The following is a 19,132-nucleotide window of genomic DNA, read 5'->3' as shown; positions in this document are numbered from 1 at the left end:
GCTCTGAAGCGAAGGTCATCGCGGGTTACGTTGGTCGGAAGCCGTACCGGAGCCGACCATACGGAGCCCGCGATGCCCTTCGCCCGACTGGCCACAGCAACAACCCCCACCTGCCACATCGGCTTGGGCCTCGCCGCAGTAGGTCGCCCCGGCTACATCAACCTGGGCCGAGAAGAAGACCTCGGAGAGAACCGCAGCGTCGAAACGCTCCGCACCCGCACCCACGAACTCCTCGACGCCGCGTACGCGCAAGGCGTCCGCTACTTCGACGCCGCCCGCTCCTACGGCCGCAGCGAGGAGTTCCTCGCCGACTGGCTGCACGCGAGGCCCGACATCGACGACGTGGTCGTCGGCAGCAAGTGGGGCTACACCTACACCGCCGGCTGGACCACCGACGCCGAGAAGCACGAGGTCAAGGACCACACCGTCCAGACCTACGACCGCCAGCGCGGTGAAACCGCCGAGCTGCTCGGCGACCGCCTGGACCTTTACCAGATCCACTCCGTGACCCCGGACAGCCCGGCCCTCACGGACAAGGAACTGCACGCCAAGCTGGCGGAGGCCGCCACCCAGGGCACCACCATCGGCTTCTCCACCAGCGGCCCCGCCCAGGCGGACGCCATCCGGGCCGCCCTCGCGGTGACGGTCGACGGCGAGCCCCTCTTCCGTACCGTCCAGTCGACGTACAACGCCCTGGAGACCTCGGCGGGCCCCGCCCTCGCCGAGGCGCACGACGCCGGTCTCACGGTGATCGTCAAGGAGGGCATGGCCAACGGAAGGCTGGCGGAGCCGTACGCGCCGGACGCGCTGAAGGCCGTGGCTCAGGAGACAGCCCTCGGCACGGACGCGGTCGCCCTGGCCCTGGTCCTGCGCGAGCCCTGGGCCGGCGTGGTCCTCTCCGGCGCCGCGACCGTGGGCCAGCTCGCCTCCAACCTGCACGCGGCCGTCGTGGACCTGGACGAGAACCAGGTGGCCCGCCTTGCCGCGCTGGTCGAGGACCCGCAGACGTACTGGGAGAAGCGCGCGCAGCTGCCCTGGCACTGAGAAACCCCTGATGACCACCCGCCCATGAGACGACTATGCCTGTGGTGAGACATCCATGTCTCACATGGGTTACTGTTGTCTCATGGCTCTCGATCGCGACCACGTACTCCGCGCCGCCGCGGCTCTGCTGACCCGTAAATCCACCGCGACCATGGACGAGGTCGCCAAGGCGGCCGGGATCAGCCGGGCCACGCTGCACCGCCAGTTCGCGGGCCGCGACGCGCTCGTACGGGCGCTGGAGGCGCTCGGCATCGCCGAGTGCGAGACCGCGCTGGAGGCGGCGCGGCTGGACGAGGGCCCCGCCGAGGACGCCGTACGACGGCTCGTCCGCGAGGTCGAACCGGCCGCCGGTCTGCTCGCCTTCCTCTACACCGAGAACCAGTTGTTCGAGGGCGAGGAACAGCACGTGGGCTGGGCCCGGATCGACGACCGCATCACCGCACTGTTCCGGCGCGGCCAGCACAACGGCGAGTTCCGCATCGACCTCACGCCCGCCTGGCTCACCGAGGCGCTGTTCGGCCTGCTGGCCTCCGGTGCCTGGATGGTGCAGAGCGGCAAGGGCGCCCCCAAGGACTTCACCCGCATGATCGCCGAGCTGCTGCTCGGCGGCGCACTGCGCAGAGACGAAACACGCAGAGACGAGACACGGAGAGAGGAATCATGACCAGCACCCTGCAGTCGGCGTCCACGACCGAGGCGGTGAAGCGCCCGGGCCGCTGGCTCGCGCTGTCCGTCCTCGTGCTCGCCGTGCTGCTGGTGGCCGTCGACGCGACCGTCCTCGGCCTCGCGACCCCCTACATCAGCGAGGACCTGAAGCCGTCCGGCACCCAACTCCTCTGGATCGGCGACGTCTACTCCTTCGTGATCGCCGGCCTCCTGGTCTCCATGGGCAGCCTCGGCGACCGCATCGGCCGCAAGCGCATCCTTCTTCTCGGCGCCACCGCCTTCGGCGCGATATCGGTCCTCAACGCCTACGCGTCCACACCGGAGTTGATGATCCTCGCCCGCGCCCTGCTCGGCGTCGCGGGCGCGACCCTCATGCCGGCCACCCTGGCCCTGATCCGCAACCTCTTCCACGACCCGCGCGAGCGCAGCCTGGCGGTCGGTATCTGGGGCGCAACGGCCTCCGCCGGTACGGCAGTCGGCCCCGTCGCGGGAGGCTTCCTGCTGGAACACTTCTGGTGGGGCTCGGTCTTCCTCATCAACCTGCCCGTGATGGCGGTCCTCGTCCTGGTCGGCGTCAAGATGCTCCCCGAGTCGAAGAACCCGAACCCCGGGCCGTGGGACATGATCAGCGTCGTGCTGTCCCTGGTCGGCGTGATCGGTGTCGTCTACGCGGTCAAGGAGGCGGCGACACACGGCTTCGAGGTGCACTCGCTCGCGGCGGGTGCGGTGGGCTTGGCGGCCCTGTACTGGTTCGTGCGCCGCCAACTCACGCTCCCGTCGCCCCTGTTGGACATGCGCCTGTTCCGCAACCGCGGCTTCAGCGCGGCGGTCCTGGCCGACCTGCTGACCATCCTCGGCCTGTCCGGGTTGGTGTTCTTCCTCTCCCAGTACCTGCAACTGGTCCAGGGCAGGGGCCCGTTCGAGGCGGGCCTGGCCGAAATCCCCGCGGCGGTGGGCGCGGTGGCGGCGGGCCTGATCGCGGGTCGCGCGGCCCGGCGCTTCTCGGTCCGCTCGGTCGTCGCCGGCGGCCTGGCGGCGGTGGGTCTGGCGCTCGCCGTACTGACGACGCTGGGCCAGTCGACCGGCTACCCGATCCTCGGTGCCGCGCTGCTGGTGGTGGGTGTCGGCGCCGGCTTCTCCTTCACGGTGACCGCCGACGTCATCCTCTCCTCCGTACCGAAGGAGCAGGCGGGCGCGGCATCAGCGGTCTCGGAGACGGCGTACGAACTGGGCGCGGCCCTCGGAATCGCGGTTCTGGGCTCGATCGTGACCGGCGTCTACCGGGGCTTCGCGTCTCCGGCGGGCACGCCGGAAGGGGCGCACGAGTCGCTGGGCGGAGCGGTGGACGCGGCGAACAGCATGCCGACCCAGACGGCTCAGGAAATGCTGACGTCAGCCAGAGAAGCCTTCGTCGACGGCCTCGGCCTGGCATCCGGGGTGGGCGCAATCGTCCTACTGGCAACGGCAGTTGCAGCATGGTTCATGCTGCGAGACCAACGGTTGGAGAGCGCCCCGTAAGGGGCGCGGGGAACTGCGCGAGCAACCACAGCGCAGCCGCACCCGAAAACGAACCGCTACGCCGCCTTGGCCTTCGTGGCGTACATGTCCACGTACTCCTGCCCGGACAACCGCATGACCTCGGTCATCACAGAGTCGGTGACAGCCCGCAGTACATACCGATCCCGGTCCATCCCCTCGTACCGGGAGAACTCCAGCGCCTCACCGAACCGAACAGTGACCCGCCCAGGGCGGGGAATCCCCGCACCCCCCGGCTGCAACTTGTCCGTGCCGATCATCGCGAACGGGACCACGGGCGCGCCCGTCATCATCGTGAGCCGGGCGATGCCCGTGCGGCCCCGGTACAGCCGGCCGTCGGGCGACCGCGTGCCCTCGGGATAGATCCCGAAGACCTTGCCCTCCTCCAGGACCCGGCGCCCGGTCATCAACGCCGCCACACCACCGTTGGCACCGTCCCGGTCCACCGGGATCATGCCGACGCCGGTGAAGAACCAGGCCATCAGGCGGCCCTTGAAGCCCTTCCCGGTGACGTACTCGTCCTTGCCGATGAAGAGCACCTGCCGGTCGCAGACCAGCGGAAGGATCATCGAGTCGATGAACGTGAGGTGGTTTCCGGCCAGGATGACGGGACCGTCGCCCGGGATGTGCTCCACGCCCTCCACCTGTGGGCGGAACATCAGGCGCATGATCGGTCCGAGCAGTGCCTTGATGAGCGCGAAGCGGGACAACGGGCCCTCCGGTGTCAAGGGATTCGATATGAGTCTGTGCAGGTCGGGACGATACTCGCGGTTCGACCGGTCGTGCACATCGGGGACCGCGGGTTCACCGAGGTCTTACGCACTGTTGACCCGCGTTTACCTGCGGTGGCGCCCCGTTGGCAGTCGGTAACCGCCCCGGAACGATGTGACGGAGGTCGCGTACCTCGAACGGAGATTCCTATGCGGGCGATCCCCGACGATCCCGGCGGCGTCTCCTGATACGACATCCCGAGTCACCCGCGTGTTCCGGCCGAGGTCTCCCTCGCGTCATGTCCACGACCCTACGATCGGCGCCGAGACAACTAGATCAAGCCGAGGTCAGGGGAGTCGCTCATGGGAGCGCAGGAGAACGAGCAGTCAGGCGGTACCGGGCGACGGGCGCTCCTCGGTGCGGCGGTACTCGGCGCGGGCGGGGCCGTACTCGGTCTGTCCGGCACGGCGAGCGCGGCGGGTGCCGGGCACGGCCACGGCGGCGGACTGAGCAGCCTGCCCAAGCCGACGATCATCGGCCACCGGGGCACCAGCGGCTACCGTCCCGAGCACACCTTCGGCTCGTACGACCTGGCCCTGGACATGGGCGCCGACATCGTCGAGGCCGGTGACCTGGTCCCCACCAAGGACGGTCACCTGGTCTGCCGGCACGAGCCGGAGATCGGCGGCACCACGAACGTCGCCGACCACCCCGAGTTCGCCTCCCGCAAGACCACCAAGTCGCTGGACGGCGTCTCCACCACCGGCTGGTTCACCGAGGACTTCACGCTCGCCGAGCTGAAGACCCTGCGCGCGATCGAGCGCATTCCGGCCAACCGCCCGCACAACACGCTCTACAACGGCCGCTGGGAGATCCCCACCTTCGAAGAGGTGCTCAAGTGGCAGGACGAGCAGACCCGTAAGCGCGGCAAGCAGGTCTTCATCTACCCCGAGATGAAGCACCCCACCTACTTCCGCAAGCGCGGCTTCGAGATGGAGAAGCTGCTCGCGAAGGCCCTGCGCAAGCACGGCAAGGACCGCAGGAACTCGCCGGTCCTCATCCAGTCCTTCGAGCCGACCAGCATCCAGAAGATCAGCAAGCTGGTCGACAACAACCTGGCGGTGCTGCTGTCCGGCACGGGCACCCGCCCCTTCGACTTCATCGACCTGGGCGACCCGCGCACCACCGACGACCTGGTCACGCCGAAGGGCCTGCGCGAGATCGCGACGTACGCGCAGGGCCTGGGTCCGACGCTCGACCTGATCATCACGAAGAACGCCGACGGCAGCCTGAACAAGGAGACCACCCTGGTCGCCGACGCGCACAAGGCGGGCCTGATCCTGCACCCCTACACCATGCGCAACGAGAACCCCTTCCTGCCGCTGGAGTACCGCAAGGGCACAGCCGTGGACGCCTACGGCGACGCGTTCGGCGCCTTCAAGCGCTACTTCGCCACCGGCATCGACGGCGTCTTCACCGACAACGCCGACACCGGTCTGCTGGCCCGCGCGGACTTCCTCAAGCGCTGAACCGGCGGCTGAGCCATGGCTCCGCCACTCGTCAACAGCTGAGCACAAAGCCCCGATTGGGGTGACAGTCGGCCGCCCGGGCAACCCATCGCCCGGGCGGCCGCGTCGTGCCGCATATGACGCACAACCTCGTAGCCACCCTGCGCCCACTGCTCGCCGCCGAGGCCTCGGCCGAGGCATATGCCTCCGGAACCGAGCCGGGCGACCTGGAACAGGCCGTCTGGCTCCGCCTCCTGGAGCGCCTCGACTCCGACGGCCCGCCCCGCGACCCGCAGGGCTGGCTGCGCCGGGCCGTCCGCTCCGAGGTCCGCCGCACCCGTCGCACGCACCGCATCGAACGACCGTACGAGACCGAACCGGCCGACGAAGCCGCTCGCGACCCCGAGCACCTCGCCCTCACCTCGGCCCGCCACCGTGACCTGCGTGACGCCGTGCGCCGGCTGCCCGGCCGCTGCCCCCGGTTGCTGGAGGCCCTGCTCTCCCCGAAAGACCTGACATACCGGGAAATTGCCGGGGAGTTGGGTATCTCACAGGGAAGTCTCGGCCCGGAACGCTCCAGATGTCTTGGATGTCTCCGTCGTTTGCTCGCGCCGGAGGTTGCGGCACCCGAAGCACGGGGATAGGAGTGAGAACTACAGGCGATCAGGTGAGCGGGAGGCGTGCGCACATGGGCATGAGCGTGACCATCTCGGTGGCGACCGAGCAGGATGCAGAGCAGATTTTCAAGCTCCAGTACCTGAGCTTCCAGAGCGAGGCGGCGCTGTACGGCAACTACCGCATCGACCCGCTCGTCCAGACCCTGGACTCGGTCCGTCAGGAGGTGGCCGCGGACTGCGTCTACGTGGCCCGGCTCGGCGAGGAAGTGGTCGGCTCGGTGCGCGGCCGGATCACCGAGGACGGCTCGGCCGCCATCGGCAAGCTCTGTGTCCACCCCCGCCTCCAGGGCCACGGCATCGGCGCGCGGCTGCTGCGCGCGGCCGAGGGCGCCCTGGTCGAGGAGCGCGGCGCCACGAGGTTCCGCCTCCACACGGGCCACCGCAGCGAGGGCAACCTGCGGCTGTATCGCCGGGTGGGTTACGAGACGGTCGGCACGTCCCAGGGCGCCGACGGCGTACCGATGATCGTCCTGGAGAAGAAGGCGGAGGCGTACGCCACCACCGCCTGAAGCGCTCCTACGGCTTGACGGCGCGGTTCTTCCGCAGCCAGTACAGCGCGGAGATCGGCAGCAGTACGGGGATGAAGACGTACCCCATGCCGTAGTCCGACCAGACCGTGGCGTCCGGGAAGGCCGAGGGCTCGACCAGCGTCCAGGTACCGACGATCAGCACACCCGCGAGTTCGGCGGCGCAGCACACCTGTGCCGCCTTGCGGGCCCGTTCGCCGCCGCGGACCAGCGAGTACGTGATGAAGCCGTACACCAGACCCGCGAGCGCCGACAGCGAGTAGGCGAGCGGTGCCCGGTCGAACTCGGTGGCGATCTGGTAGACGGAGCGCGAGACCGCGCCGACCACCATCACGCCGTAGAACCAGACGAGCAGCATGCCCGGCCCGCTGACGAGCCGTCCGGGCTGTCCGGCCTTCTCGTCCAGGTTCTCTTCCACGGTGGTCAACTCACCCTCCCCAGATGTCGTAGAGCCGCACTTCGAGGACGGCCAGCACCACACCGCCGGCGGCGACCGTCACCGAACCCCAGCGGGTGCGCTCCGCCAGCGACATGAACCCGGCCGCCGGGACGCACGCGAACGCGCCGATCAGATAGGCGACGAAGATCGCCGTGCCCTGCTCCGCCTTCTCGCCCCGCGCCAGTTGCACGATCCCGACCACCAGCTGGACCACGGCCAGGAACGACACCACGGCCATGCCGATGAAGTGCCAGTCCTTCGTCGGCTGATCGCGGTAGGCGGCCCACCCGCACCAGGCGGCGAGCAGCAGCGCGGCGACACCGGTCACCAGCGTCAGGGCATCAAGCATGCCGCGACCCTATTACGGGCCAAAAGGCCCGATGCCGTCGCCCCCGCCGTGCGACGTAGGGTCGGGACCATGAAGATCCACGCCGAAGCCCTCCTGTTCGACAACGACGGCACGCTCGTCTCCTCCCTCGAATCCGTACACCGTTGCTGGGCCCGCTGGGCGCGGGAGTACGGCATCACCGCCGAGGCGTTCGGGAGCGTCGAACTGCACGGGCGCACGGCCGCGGAGATAGCCGCCGACCTGCTGCCCGCCGACGTCGTACCGGCGGCCGTCGCGCGGATCGAGCAGCTGGAGGTGGAGGACGTGCCCAACGGAGGCGTCCGTCTGCTGCCCGGCACGCGGGCGTTCCTCGCCGCCCTGCCCGCCGAGCGCTGGGCCGTCGTCACCTCCGCCACCCGCCCGCTCGCCGAGGCACGGCTCGACGCCGTCGGCATCCTGCCCAAGACGCTGATCACCGCCGACGACGTCACCCGCGGCAAGCCCGACCCCGAGCCCTACCTCCGCGCGGCCCGCGAACTCGGCGTCGACCCGGCCCGCTGCGTCGTCTTCGAGGATGCCCCGGCCGGCCTGCGCGCGGGCCGCGCGGCCGGCATGACCACCGTGGCGTTGACCACAACGCACCAGGCCCACGAGCTCTCCGCCGACCTCGTGGTGAACGACCTCTCGGCCTTGTCCGCGCTGGTCGGCGCCGGGGGAGTGGAGATCTCGGTACGCGGCTGAAAGGTGTCCGCGGCCGTCCAGCATGCGGACGGCGGCATTTGGTAAGGACCATACGTCTGCTTTACTGATCACATGACCACGACGAGCTACCGCACCCTTGCGACCGAGGCGACCCTGACGCCCGGTGCTCGTTGTATGTGTCGAATGTGCGCCTTCTAGAGGGCCCTCGCACCAACCCCTGAGTCTCGCGCCCCGAAGCGAGCAGCTGCGGCATGTCCGTACGTCGTCGAACGCCGTACGTGACCACCCTGCCCCGCGCACCCCTTGTCTTCCCGTACCAGGGCACACCCACGCCCGCGTACTCGACAGTGACGGAAACCCCAGTGATCACGACATCAGGCCTCACCAAGGTCTACCGCTCGCGCGGCCGTGAGGTCACCGCCCTCGACGGCGTCGATCTCCACGTCCGCGAAGGCGAGGTGTACGGCGTCATCGGCCAGTCCGGCGCCGGCAAGTCCTCGCTCATCCGCTGCGTCAACCTGCTGGAGCGCCCCACCGCCGGGACGGTGACCGTCGCCGGACAGGACCTGACCGCGCTGGCCGGCCGCGGCCCCCGCGCCGGCCGGGAACTCCGGCAGGCGCGCAGCCGGATCGGCATGGTCTTCCAGCACTTCAACCTGCTGTCCTCGCGCACGGTCCAGGACAACATCGAGCTGCCGCTGGAGATCCTCGGCAGGTCGGGGAAGGAACGGTCCGCCAAGGCGCTCGAACTCCTCGACCTGGTCGGGCTCGCCGACAAGGCGAAGGCCTACCCCGCCCAGCTCTCCGGCGGCCAGAAGCAGCGTGTCGGCATCGCCCGCGCCCTGGCCGGCGACCCCAAGGTGCTGCTGTCCGACGAGGCGACCAGCGCCCTCGACCCGGAGACCACCCGCTCCATCCTCCAGCTGCTGCGCGACCTGAACCGGCAGCTGGGTCTGACCGTCCTGCTCATCACCCATGAGATGAACGTCGTGAAGTCCATCTGCGACTCCGCCGCCCTCATGGAGCGGGGCCGCATCGTCGAGTCCGGCACGGTGAGCGAGCTGCTCGCGACCCCGGGCTCCGAGCTGGCCGCCGCGCTGTTCCCGGTCGACGGCGAGGCCACCGGCGCCGACCGCACGGTCGTCGACGTCACCTTCCAGGGCGAGGCCGCGACCCAGCCCGTCATCTCCCAGCTCTCGCGCACCTACAACATCGACATATCGATCCTCGGTGCCGCCATCGACACCGTCGGCGGACTCCAGGTCGGCCGCATGCGGATCGAGCTGCCCGGCCGCTACGAGGACAACGTCGTGCCCATCGGCTTCCTGCGCGAACAGGGCCTGCAGATCGACATCGTGGGCGAGCCCCAGCTCGTGAAGGAAGGTGCCAAGTGACCTGGTCCGAGATGCAGCCGCTGCTGTCCCAGGCGTGTTGGGACACCCTCTACATGGTCGGCTGGTCCACCCTCATCGCCGTCGTCGGCGGGCTGCCGCTCGGCGTGCTCCTCGTCCTCACCGACCGGGGCGGGCTGCTGCAGAACGTCGTCGCCAACAAGGTCGTCGGGCAGGTCGTGAACGTCGCCCGGTCGATGCCGTTCATCATCCTGATGGTCGCGCTGATGAGCTTCACGCGCGCCATCACGGGGACGACCATCGGCCGCGAGGCCGCCATCGTGCCGCTCGCCATCGGCGCCATCCCCTTCTTCGCGCGCCTGGTCGAGACGGCTGTCCGCGAAGTGGACGGCGGGCTCGTGGAGGCCGTGCAGTCGATGGGCGGCAACACCTGGACGATCGTGCGCAAGGTCCTCGTACCGGAATCGCTGCCCTCCCTGATCTCCTCCACCACCACCACGATCGTCGCCCTCATCGGCTACTCCGCGATGGCCGGCACGGTCGGCGCGGGCGGCCTCGGCGACATCGCCATCCGCTACGGCTACCAGCGCTTCGAGACCCAGCTCATGTGGATCACCGTCGCGATCCTGGCCGTCGTCATCTCGCTCATCCAGTTCGCCGGCGACTACGCGGCCCGCACGCTGCACCGGCGCGCCGGTCAGTCCGGTGCCGCCCCCAGGCTCCGGCTGCTCAAGGCGTCCACCGCGACGAGCAAGACCGTCTGAGCCACCCCCACCCAGAACGCCCCGCACACCCACCGCGGGTCGCTGCACCCTGAAGGAAAGGCACTTTTCGTGCGTAACGTCACAAAGTTCACCACCGCTGTCCTCGCCGCCGGAGCCCTCACCCTCGGGCTCACCGCGTGCGGTTCGGACAAGGACTCCGCGGGCTCCTCCTCCGACTACAGCGGTCCGCTGGTCGTCGCCGCGAGCCCGACCCCGCACGCCGAGATCCTCAACTACGTCAAGGACAACCTGGCGAAGAAGGCGGGACTCGACCTGGAGGTCAAGGAGTTCCAGGACTACATCGTCCCGAACACGGCGACCGAGGACGGCTCGGTGGACGCCAACTACTTCCAGAACCAGCCCTACCTCGACGACTTCAACAAGAAGCGCGGCACCCACATCGTGCCCGTCGTCACGGTGCACCTCGAGCCGCTCGGCCTCTACTCCCACAAGGTCAAGAGCGTCGACGCCCTGAAGAGCGGCGCGACCGTCGCCGTCCCCAACGACGCGGTGAACGAGGCGCGTTCGCTGAAGCTGCTCGCCGCGAACGGGCTCATCACCCTCAAGGACGGCGCGGGCAGCGAGGCGACCCCGCAGGACATCGCGAAGAACCCGAAGAACCTCAAGTTCAAGGAGGTCGAGGCGGCCCAGACCGCGCGCTCCCTGGACGACGTGGACGCGGCGGTGATCAACGGCAACTACGCGATCTCCGCGGACATCAAGCCCGCCAAGGACGCCCTCGTCCTGGAGTCCGCGACGAACAGCCCCTACGGCAACTTCCTCGCGGTCAAGGAAGGCAACGAGAAGGACCCGCGGGTGAAGAAGCTCGCCAAGCTCCTCACCTCTCCGGAGGTCAAGAAGTTCATCGAGGACAAGTACGACGGCTCCGTCATCGCGTCCTTCTAGTCCCGTATCGCCACGCACCGGGTCCACTCCCTCACTTGGGGTGGACCCCATGGTGCGTTTCGGTGGCTGCATGCTGCATGCTGGGCAGTTCAGCGGGCCCTGCATGTTCTTCCGAAGGTTACGGAGCGTCGCATGACTAGCACCTTCCCCAACATCTCCATCAGCACGGAGCGGTTGGTGCTGCGTCCCCTCGACGAGGACGATGTGCCCGCACTGGCCGAGATGATGAACGACGAACAGGTCGGCGCCTGGACCGACGTGCCACAGCCGTACACCGAGGACCGCGCCCGCAGCTGGATCACCGAATACGCGCCGGGCGAACGCGCGTCGGGACGCGGACTCGACTTCGCCGTCACCGAGTTCCTCACCCAGCGTCTGGTGGGCGTCATCCAACTCGCCAAGACCGACTGGCATGTTCGCTCCACCGAACTGTCGTACATCGTCGGCCCCTGGGCCCGCGGCGAGGGCTACGCCTCGGAGGCCGCGCTCGCCACCGCCCAATGGCTGTTCACCGACCAGAAGTTCGAGCGGATCGAGCTGCGCACCGCGGCCGACAACACCGCCTCGCAGCAGGTCGCGCAGAAGATCGGCTGCATCAGCGAGGGCGTCCTGCGCGGCGCATGCATAGCGCACGTCCGTGCCGAGGACGGCACTTGGAGCGACGTGCGCACCGACTTCATCGTGTGGAGTCTGCTGCCCGAGGACCTCGACGGCACCGAGGAGCAGCTCGCCGACACCAGCGGTTTCACCTCGTACACCGACTGGAACTGAACCCTGGGGGAATGAGCGGAACAGCACCGCCCCGGCGGTACCCGACACCAGGTACCCTCACGGAGCCCGACCTGCGTAAACCTCCTGGAGACTGACGACAATGGCCGACCGCGTCACGGTGATCGGCTGGGACGGCTCGCCGCCGACCGCCGCGGCCCGCTCCGCCCTGGGTGCCGCCACCCTGGTCGCCGGCTCCGCCCACCACCTCGCGCTTCCCGAGGTACCGCCCCGCGCCGAACGCATCCGCCTCGGCAGCGTCGCCCTCGCCGCCCGCCGCATCGCCGCCCACCGGGGCTCCGCGGTCGTGCTCGCCGACGGCGATCCCGGGTTCTTCGGAGTCGTACGCACCCTGCGCGCACCGGAGTTCGGCCTGGAGGTCGAGGTCGTCCCCGCCGTCTCCTCGGTCGCCGCCGCCTTCGCCCGGGCCGGCATGCCCTGGGACGACGCGCAGGTGGTCGTCGCCCACCGCCGCACCCTGCGCCGCGCCGTGAACGTGTGCCGCGCCCACGCCAAGGTCGCCGTCCTCACCTCACCGGGCGCGGGCCCCGCCGAACTCGGCCTGCTCCTGGAGGGCGTGCACCGCACCTTCGTCATCTGCGAGGAACTCGGCACCGACCGCGAACAGGTCACCGTCGTCACCTCCGACAAGGCCGCCGACCACACCTGGCGCGACCCGAACGTCGTCATCGTCATCGGCGGCTCCGCCGCACCCGGAGTCGCCGGCGAGGGCGGCTGGCTCGCCGGACGCGACCCGGGCACCGAACCCCGAGGCTGGGTCCTGCCCGACGAGTCGTACGGCGGTCACCTCGGCGAGGGCGAGACGGATCTGCTGCGCGCCGCCCAACTCGCCCGGCTGGGACCGCGCGTCGGTGACCTGGTGTGGGACATCGGCTGCGGCAGCGGCGCCTTCACCGTCGAGGCCGCGCGGGCCGGCGCCGCCGTCATCGCCGTCGACCGCGACGTGGCGGCCTGCGCCCGCACCGAGGCCGTCGCACGCGGCTTCGGCGTCCAGCCGCAGATCATCCACGGCACCGCCCCGCACGTCCTGGAGAACCTCCCCGAACCCGACGTGGTCCGCGTCGGCGGCGGGGGAGCGGCCGTGGTCTCCGCGGTCGTCGACCGCCGCCCGCAGCGCATCGTCGCGCACGCCGCCACCCGCGACGCGGCCGAACTCCTCGGCCGGGACCTGACGGAGCACGGGTACCGCGTCGAGTGCGCGCTGCTGCAGTCCGTCGAACTCGACACGCGCGCGTGGACGGAGAAGGAGCGGAGCGTCGCGTTCCTGCTCAGCGGCGTGCTCCCGGAGCGCACCACGTGAGCCCCGTACCGTCCCAGTGATCCTGATTTATTCCGTCCCGGTGATCCTGTAGTCGTACCGCGCGCGGTAGGCTGGCCGACCGTTGTACCGCATCGGGTGGCCCGGCACTTCGTTCGTCAATGTCCGGAAAACGCGCCCGTTTTGGGATGGGGTGTGGTACGGCACAACCGGGGGATGCGCAACGTGGCGCAGTCCACAGCGGCCCGTCGCGGATCAAGCTGCCAAGGCGGGGCAACGGCCGCGACAATGCCACTGAATGGCTTTGTCGCCTTTTACGGACGGGTCGTTCGTGCCGCTGGACAGGCACGCTCGTTCTTCACTGCGGGGGCGGTCGGTGCGCCGTCCCCGGTGGGCTGGACGTAGAAGCACTAACCGATGGGCGAGGGGTACGCATGACGGACACCGGCCAGGTCCCGGGCGAGGGACTGCCGGAGAGCGCAGGCATGGTGGAACAGCCGGGCGTCCCCCCGCACGGCGCGTACACCTACCTCTCCGAGACCACCGCCGAGGACGAAGACCTGTTGCTGCTCCCGGGCGCCCAGAGCCCCTGGGGCAACGAGGTCGCCCCGCCGGCGCCCGAGCCGGTCGTCGAGACCGTGCACGAGCCGGGCCCGCACGAGACGGCGGGCCGTGACAGCGGCTCGGTCGACCTCAACGGCGTCCGCCTGCCCGACCCGACACCCGCGCCCGCCCCGGTCCCGCCGCGCCGCCCCCTGCACCTCGGCCCGCCGACCCCCAACGCCTCCGCGAGCCCGGTCCGCTCCCTCGCCGACCGCGGCCCCACGGGAGCGCCGGTCTGGCAGTCGGGCCCGCCGACCCCCGCCGACCCCGAATACCTCGACGCCTCCCAGCCGCTGAGCGACCTGCCCCCGCAGGGCGGGAGCCCCTGGGGCACCGCCGGGTCACAGGCGGCGGTCCAGACACCGGTCGCCACCGAGGCCGCGGTCGCCGAAACGGTTGTTCCGGCCGAGCAGCCGAGCCCCGAACTGGTGGAGGCACCCGCGCCGGCGGCCGTCGCTGAGCAGGAGCCGGCCCACGAGGCCCAGGCGATGCCGACCCCCGAGCCGAACGGCGTTGCCGCGTACGGCGATTCGGTCCCGGAGGCCGAAGGAGCGGAGTACGACCACGCCTTGCACAACGGCCAGATTCCGGTGGGCGTGTCCGCCGCGGAGAGCGGACAGAGCTCCGGCGCCGGGTTCGGCGTGGGCCACGGTCAGGGTGTTGAGCCCACGTTCGCTGTACAGGGTGGGCAGAGCTCCGGGGCCGGTGTCCCGGTGGACGGCGTTCCTGGAGCCGAGGCCGGCTTCAACGGGGACGGTGTGTCGGGTCTCCCGGTCGCGCCCGTGGCCGACGGCACGTACGGCGTTCCCGTCGGGGCCCTGCCGCCGCAGGACGCACAGGCCGACGTTCCGGTGGAGCCCACCGGTCCGGACGCCGCGGCGGTCGAGGCGGCCTGGGCCGGTGCCGATGCCGGAGAGATCGTCGGTACGTTCCCGGAGGCGGGGCAGGTGGCCGACGCGATGACCGGCTCTGAGCCGGTTGCCGAGGCTGAGCCCGTCGACCTGGACGCTGCCGGGCAGGTTCCGGAGAACGTCCAGGCGTCCGACAACGGGCAGTTCGTCGAGTCCGTCGCGCCCGAGCCGGCGCACGCTTTCGAGGCGCCGCCCGCCGAAGCCCTGCCGCTGCCGGCGCCGGAACCCGAGGCCGCGGTGGCTTTCGAGACGCCCGCGCCCGAGGCCGGCGTCGCTTACGAGACTCCCGTGCCCGAGGCCGCTGTGCCTTTCGAGACGTCGGCGGCCGAAGCCGCCCACGACGACTCCGCCGCGCAAGCGGTCCCCGTCGAGCCCGCCCCCCTGGCTGCCGTCGAGCCGACCGGACTCGCCCCCGCCGTGGAGCCGGTCCTCGAACCGACGGAGCCCGAGCCCTATCTCCTCGAAGCCGTCGAGGTCCTCCCGTTCCCCGAGCCCGCGGACTCGGCGCCGGCCCCCGACGACACGGCAGCGGCCCCGCAACTGGCGGAAGCCGTCGCTCCGGCCGCCGACATCGCCGTATCCCATGAGCCGCCTGTCCAGCCCGTGGACCCCGAGTCCAGTGCCTGGGACGAGCCCGCGCAGCCCGCGTTCCCGGAAGCCGAAGTGCACGTCGTGTCCGACCCGGTGACGCCTCTCGCGGTCGTCGCGGCGGCCGATACGGACACCCCCTCCGACGTTCCTGGTGAAGCGCCGGACGGTCGGTCGCCCCTCGCCCCCCAGGGGCCCGTCACCGGCAACGCGCCCGAGTCCGCGGCCCTCCCCCTGGACCTGGCGGCGCCGGCACAGCCCGTCGGCCAGTTCGTCCCCGTCGAGGGCTCGGTGCCGACCACTCCGCACCTCGCGCCGACCCCGCCGCACCCCCTCGTCCTCCCCGCGGAGGAGGAGTCCGTCGGTACGGTTCCCGCACCCCGGGAATCCGACCCCGACCTCGTACAGCATGCGGAGGACCTGGAGACCAGGGCCGCCGAGCAGGAAGAGAGCACGGCCGTAGTGGCAGAAGCAGCACAGTCCACCGGTCCGGCCGCGCCCGCCTACGAGGACGCCGAGCGCGAGGCCGTGCTCAAGGTCATGCGCGAGCGGCGCGACATCCGCAACGGCTTCCGCAGCGACCCCATCCCGCACGACGTCCTGCTGCGCGTCCTGGAGGCGGCCCACACCGCGCCGTCCGTCGGGCACTCGCAGCCCTGGGACTTCGTCGTGATCCGCTCCGCCGAGACGCGCGGCGCGATGCACGAACTGGCCCAGCGCCAGCGCGAGGCGTACGCCAAGTCGCTGCCGAAGGGCCGGGCCAAGCAGTTCAAGGAACTGAAGATCGAGGCCATCCTCGACACCCCGGTGAACATCGTGGTCACCGCCGACCCGACCCGCGGCGGCCGGCACACCCTCGGCCGCCACACCCAGCCCCAGATGGCGCCGTACTCCGCCGCCCTCGCGGTCGAGAACCTCTGGCTCGCCGCCCGCGCCGAGGGCCTCGGCGTCGGCTGGGTCAGCTTCTTCGACGAGCGCGAGATGGTCCGCGCGCTCGGCCTGCCGGAGCACCTCGAGGTCATCGCGTACCTCTGCGTCGGTTACGTCGACGAGTTCCCGGACGAGCCCGAGCTGATGCAGGCCGGCTGGTCCAAGCGGCGCCCCCTGTCGTGGGTCGTGCACGAGGAGACGTACGGCCGTCGGGCACTGCCCGGCGAGGACCCGCACGACCTGCTCGGCGAGACCGTCGCCCAGATCCGCCCGCTGGACGCCAAGGCGCTCGGCGAGGCCTGGGAGCGCCAGAAGCGGATGACCAAGCCGCCGGGCTCGCTCGGCATGCTGGAGATCATCTCCGCGCAGTTGTCAGGGCTGTCCCGGCAGTGCCCGCCGCCGATCCCGGAGCCCGCGGCCGTCGCGATCTTCGCGGGCGACCATGGCGTGCACGCGCAAGGGGTCACCCCGTGGCCGCAGGAGGTGACGGCCCAGATGGTGGCCAACTTCCTCGGCGGCGGCGCGGTCTGCAACGCCTTCGCGACCCAGGTGGGCGCCGAGGTCTGCGTGGTGGACGTCGGCGTCGCGTCCGAACTCCCGGCCACGCCCGGCCTGTTGCCCCGCAAGGTGCGCGCCGGCACATCCGACATGACGACCGGCCCCGCGATGACCCGCGAGGAGGCCAAGCAGGCCATCGAGGTCGGCATCGAGACCGCCCGCGACCTGGTGGCGGCCGGCAACAAGGCGCTGCTCACCGGCGAGATGGGCATCGCGAACACCACCGCGTCCGCCGCGCTCATCTCGGTCTACACGGACACCGACCCCGCCGAGGTGACGGGCCGCGGCACCGGCATCAACGACGAGACGCTGGCCCGCAAGACCGAGGTCGTCCGCCGCGCCATCGAACTCCACCAGCCGGACCCGGCCGACCCCATCGGCGTACTCGCCGCGATCGGCGGCTTCGAACACGCGGCCATCGTCGGCCTCCTCCTCGGCGGCGCGTCCTTGCGTACGCCGGTGATCCTGGACGGCGTCAGCGCCGGTGCCGCGGCTCTGGTCGCCCGCGCCATCGCCCCCGAGGTCCTCGCGGCCTGCATCGCCGGCCACCGCAGCGCCGAACCGGGCCACGTGGCCGCCCTCAACAAACTCGGCCTCCGCCCCCTGGTCGACCTCGACCTCCGCCTCGGCGAGGGCACCGGCGCCCTGCTCGCCCTCCCGCTGGTACAGAGCACAGCAAGGGCGATGCACGAGGTGGCGACGTTCGACTCGGCGGGGGTCACGGAGAAGTAGGCGGCAGGTTGGGCGACCCGGGGCACTGCGACCCCGGGCCCTTCGCCGCTTGCCGCGGTCGCGGTTGCTTTCTCACGCCGCCGCCGGTCCCGGCCGCCGTCCCACGCCGCCACGGTCCCGGTTCCATCTTCACGCCGTCACGGTTGTGGGCAGGCGTTCCGCACGGCGGAACGGGTGGGCACAACCGTCCACGGGCGTGCACCCGGCACCGAAGCTCAGCCACCGCACACCCGAGCCGCCCCAAATCTCCCCGCCCTCTAAAATCTGCACGTCAGGGCATCCGCATCGCACCACCGCCACACCAGGGAGCCGCACCCCCATGGCCGAACACCCCGCCTACCCCGTAGGCCTCCGCCTCACCGGCCGCAGGGTCGTCGTCCTAGGTGCGGGCCAGGTAGCCCAGCGCCGCCTCCCCGCACTCATCGCGGCCGGCGCCGACATCCTCCTCGTATCCCCCGAAGCAACCCCCTCGGTAGAAGCGATGGTGGACGCGGGCGAACTCACCTGGGAGAAGCGTCCGTACGCGGACGGCGACCTCGCCGACGCCTGGTACGCCCTCATCGCCACCAGCAACCCCGAAGCCAACACCGCCGCCTCCGCCGAGGCCGAGCGCAACCGAGTCTTCTGCGTCCGCTCCGACGACGCCGACCAGGCCACCGCCTGGACCCCGGCCACCGGCCACAGCGAAGGCGTCACGGTAGCCGTCCTCACCACAGACGCCCGCGGCCGCGACCCCCGCCACACCGCCGCCATCAGGGACGCGGTCGTCGAGGGCCTGCGCGACGGCACCCTCGTCGCCCCCCACCACCGCACCCGCACCCCCGGCGTCGCCCTCGTCGGCGGCGGCCCCGGCGACCCGGACCTGATCACCGTCCGAGGCCGCCGCCTCCTCGCCGAGGCGGACGTCGTCATCACCGACCACCTCGGCCCCCGCGACCTCCTCGCCGAACTCTCCCCGAACGTCGAGGTGATCGACGCGGCGAAGCTGCCCTACGGCCGCTTCATGGCCCAGGAGGCCATCAACAACGCCCTGATCGAACACGCGAAGCAGGGCAAGTCGGTCGTACGACTGAAGGGCGGCGACCCGTTCGTCTACGGCCGCGGGATGGAGGAGGTCCAGGCGCTCGCCGAGGCCGGCATCCCGTGCACGGTCGTGCCCGGCATCTCCAGCTCGATCTCGGTCCCGGGCGCGGCCGGCATCCCTGTCACCCACCGGGGCGTCGCGCACGAGTTCACGGTGGTCAGCGGCCACATCGCCCCCGACGACGAGCGTTCCCTGGTCGACTGGCCGGCCCTCGCCCGGCTGACCGGCACGCTGGTGATCCTGATGGGCGTCGGCACGATCGGGAAGGTGGCCGAAACCCTCGTGGCGCACGGCAAGTCCCCCGACACCCCGGTCGCCGTGATCCAGGAGGGCACCACCGCAGGTCAGCGCCGCGTCGACGCGACCCTCGCGACGGTCGCCGAGACGGTCCGCACGGAGGAAGTGAAGGCCCCGTCGGTCATCGTCATCGGCGAGGTCGTGGACGTAGGCCCCAAGAAGCACGCGTAACCACGGGTAACCCAACCCGGTTCCAGCCGTTGGCACCACACCCAGGACAAG

Annotated in this window: 16 protein-coding genes and 1 pseudogene; 14 read left to right on the top strand and 3 right to left on the bottom strand. The window is 70.8% G+C overall.

Translation table 11 applies throughout. The features are described from left to right. Positions 1-72 precede the first annotated feature (72 nt). From ACWD5F_RS21155 to ACWD5F_RS21145, 3 genes and pseudogenes are all read left to right on the top strand, one after another. Positions 73-1,044 (top strand): aldo/keto reductase, encoded by a 972-nt coding sequence (locus tag ACWD5F_RS21155; protein ID WP_451256272.1) that lies wholly within the window; start codon positions 73-75, stop codon positions 1,042-1,044. A gap of 82 nt (positions 1,045-1,126) precedes the next feature. Further along, a pseudogene (locus tag ACWD5F_RS21150) lies at positions 1,127-1,684 on the top strand (TetR/AcrR family transcriptional regulator); the annotation flags it as partial. Further along, on the top strand, positions 1,582-3,228 hold the full coding sequence (locus ACWD5F_RS21145) for an MFS transporter (RefSeq protein ID WP_451256761.1): 1,647 nt from the start codon (positions 1,582-1,584) through the stop codon (positions 3,226-3,228). The pseudogene ACWD5F_RS21150 and the gene ACWD5F_RS21145, both read left to right, overlap by 103 nt. A gap of 56 nt (positions 3,229-3,284) precedes the next feature. Here ACWD5F_RS21145 and ACWD5F_RS21140 read toward each other — a convergent pair whose 3' ends face one another. Further along, positions 3,285-3,956, bottom strand: coding sequence for a lysophospholipid acyltransferase family protein (locus ACWD5F_RS21140; protein ID WP_401725111.1), 672 nt, complete (start codon positions 3,954-3,956; stop codon positions 3,285-3,287). 363 nt (positions 3,957-4,319) lie between these two features. On the opposite strand from ACWD5F_RS21140, the gene ACWD5F_RS21135 reads away from it, so the two are divergent. The 3 genes from ACWD5F_RS21135 (at position 4,320) to ACWD5F_RS21125 (ending at position 6,651) form a co-directional block, all read left to right on the top strand. Next, on the top strand, positions 4,320-5,486 hold the full coding sequence (locus ACWD5F_RS21135) for a glycerophosphodiester phosphodiesterase (protein WP_451256269.1): 1,167 nt from the start codon (positions 4,320-4,322) through the stop codon (positions 5,484-5,486). A gap of 116 nt (positions 5,487-5,602) precedes the next feature. Then, entirely contained in the window at positions 5,603-6,109 is a 507-nt protein-coding gene (locus tag ACWD5F_RS21130) for an RNA polymerase sigma factor (protein ID WP_451256267.1), read from the top strand. Positions 6,110-6,153: 44 nt separating this feature from the next. Then, a complete protein-coding gene (locus tag ACWD5F_RS21125) occupies positions 6,154-6,651 on the top strand; it encodes a GNAT family N-acetyltransferase (protein ID WP_401725120.1) in 498 nt (165 codons plus the stop codon). Positions 6,652-6,658: 7 nt separating this feature from the next. On the opposite strand, the gene ACWD5F_RS21120 is transcribed toward ACWD5F_RS21125, so the two are convergent. Both ACWD5F_RS21120 and ACWD5F_RS21115 read right to left on the bottom strand, forming a co-directional pair. Then, positions 6,659-7,027, bottom strand: a complete 369-nt coding sequence (locus ACWD5F_RS21120; protein WP_450356813.1) for a hypothetical protein — start codon at positions 7,025-7,027, stop codon at positions 6,659-6,661. Positions 7,028-7,097: 70 nt separating this feature from the next. After that, the gene (locus ACWD5F_RS21115) at positions 7,098-7,457 is read right to left on the bottom strand and encodes a hypothetical protein (RefSeq protein ID WP_451256265.1); all 360 of its coding nucleotides are present in this window, start codon (positions 7,455-7,457) and stop codon (positions 7,098-7,100) included. Between the two features lie 69 nt (positions 7,458-7,526). On the opposite strand from ACWD5F_RS21115, the gene ACWD5F_RS21110 reads away from it, so the two are divergent. The 8 genes from ACWD5F_RS21110 to cobA all read left to right on the top strand — a co-directional run bounded on the left by ACWD5F_RS21110 (position 7,527) and on the right by cobA (position 19,081). Beyond that, on the top strand, positions 7,527-8,177 hold the full coding sequence (locus ACWD5F_RS21110; protein ID WP_451256263.1) for an HAD family hydrolase: 651 nt from the start codon (positions 7,527-7,529) through the stop codon (positions 8,175-8,177). 323 nt (positions 8,178-8,500) lie between these two features. Beyond that, positions 8,501-9,532, top strand: coding sequence for a methionine ABC transporter ATP-binding protein (locus ACWD5F_RS21105; RefSeq protein ID WP_451256261.1), 1,032 nt, complete (start codon positions 8,501-8,503; stop codon positions 9,530-9,532). Beyond that, the gene (locus tag ACWD5F_RS21100; RefSeq protein WP_450356799.1) at positions 9,529-10,254 is read left to right on the top strand and encodes a methionine ABC transporter permease; all 726 of its coding nucleotides are present in this window, start codon (positions 9,529-9,531) and stop codon (positions 10,252-10,254) included. The genes ACWD5F_RS21105 and ACWD5F_RS21100 overlap by 4 nt, the downstream gene beginning before the upstream one ends. Positions 10,255-10,323: 69 nt before the next feature. Next, a complete protein-coding gene (locus ACWD5F_RS21095) occupies positions 10,324-11,160 on the top strand; it encodes a MetQ/NlpA family ABC transporter substrate-binding protein (protein WP_451256258.1) in 837 nt (278 codons plus the stop codon). 132 nt (positions 11,161-11,292) lie between these two features. After that, a complete protein-coding gene (locus tag ACWD5F_RS21090) occupies positions 11,293-11,931 on the top strand; it encodes a GNAT family N-acetyltransferase (RefSeq protein WP_401725134.1) in 639 nt (212 codons plus the stop codon). A 100-nt stretch (positions 11,932-12,031) separates the two neighbouring features. Then, entirely contained in the window at positions 12,032-13,249 is a 1,218-nt protein-coding gene (cbiE, locus tag ACWD5F_RS21085) for a precorrin-6y C5,15-methyltransferase (decarboxylating) subunit CbiE (protein WP_401725137.1), read from the top strand. A gap of 392 nt (positions 13,250-13,641) precedes the next feature. Next, entirely contained in the window at positions 13,642-17,529 is a 3,888-nt protein-coding gene (gene cobT, locus ACWD5F_RS21080; RefSeq protein ID WP_451256256.1) for a nicotinate-nucleotide--dimethylbenzimidazole phosphoribosyltransferase, read from the top strand. A gap of 319 nt (positions 17,530-17,848) precedes the next feature. Next, the gene (cobA, locus tag ACWD5F_RS21075) at positions 17,849-19,081 is read left to right on the top strand and encodes a uroporphyrinogen-III C-methyltransferase (RefSeq protein WP_451256254.1); all 1,233 of its coding nucleotides are present in this window, start codon (positions 17,849-17,851) and stop codon (positions 19,079-19,081) included. The last annotated feature ends 51 nt before the right edge of the window (positions 19,082-19,132 follow it).

The organism is Streptomyces sp. NPDC002499 (assembly GCF_053595415.1).
This window is presented reverse-complemented; position numbering and strand designations above follow the sequence as displayed.

Excerpts from the sequence above, each read along its gene's own strand:
- ACWD5F_RS21155 (WP_451256272.1), top strand. The coding sequence starts at position 73 with ATGCCCTTCGCCCGACTGGCCACAGCAACAACCCCCACCTGCCACATC.
- ACWD5F_RS21135 (WP_451256269.1), top strand. The coding sequence starts at position 4,320 with ATGGGAGCGCAGGAGAACGAGCAGTCAGGCGGTACCGGGCGACGGGCG.
- ACWD5F_RS21130 (WP_451256267.1), top strand. The coding sequence starts at position 5,603 with ATGACGCACAACCTCGTAGCCACCCTGCGCCCACTGCTCGCCGCCGAG.
- ACWD5F_RS21125 (WP_401725120.1), top strand. The coding sequence starts at position 6,154 with ATGGGCATGAGCGTGACCATCTCGGTGGCGACCGAGCAGGATGCAGAG.
- ACWD5F_RS21120 (WP_450356813.1), bottom strand. The coding sequence starts at position 7,027 with ATGCTGCTCGTCTGGTTCTACGGCGTGATGGTGGTCGGCGCGGTCTCG.
- ACWD5F_RS21115 (WP_451256265.1), bottom strand. The coding sequence starts at position 7,457 with ATGCTTGATGCCCTGACGCTGGTGACCGGTGTCGCCGCGCTGCTGCTC.
- ACWD5F_RS21110 (WP_451256263.1), top strand. The coding sequence starts at position 7,527 with ATGAAGATCCACGCCGAAGCCCTCCTGTTCGACAACGACGGCACGCTC.
- ACWD5F_RS21090 (WP_401725134.1), top strand. The coding sequence starts at position 11,293 with ATGACTAGCACCTTCCCCAACATCTCCATCAGCACGGAGCGGTTGGTG.
- cbiE (WP_401725137.1), top strand. The coding sequence starts at position 12,032 with ATGGCCGACCGCGTCACGGTGATCGGCTGGGACGGCTCGCCGCCGACC.
- cobT (WP_451256256.1), top strand. The coding sequence starts at position 13,642 with ATGACGGACACCGGCCAGGTCCCGGGCGAGGGACTGCCGGAGAGCGCA.
- cobA (WP_451256254.1), top strand. The coding sequence starts at position 17,849 with ATGGCCGAACACCCCGCCTACCCCGTAGGCCTCCGCCTCACCGGCCGC.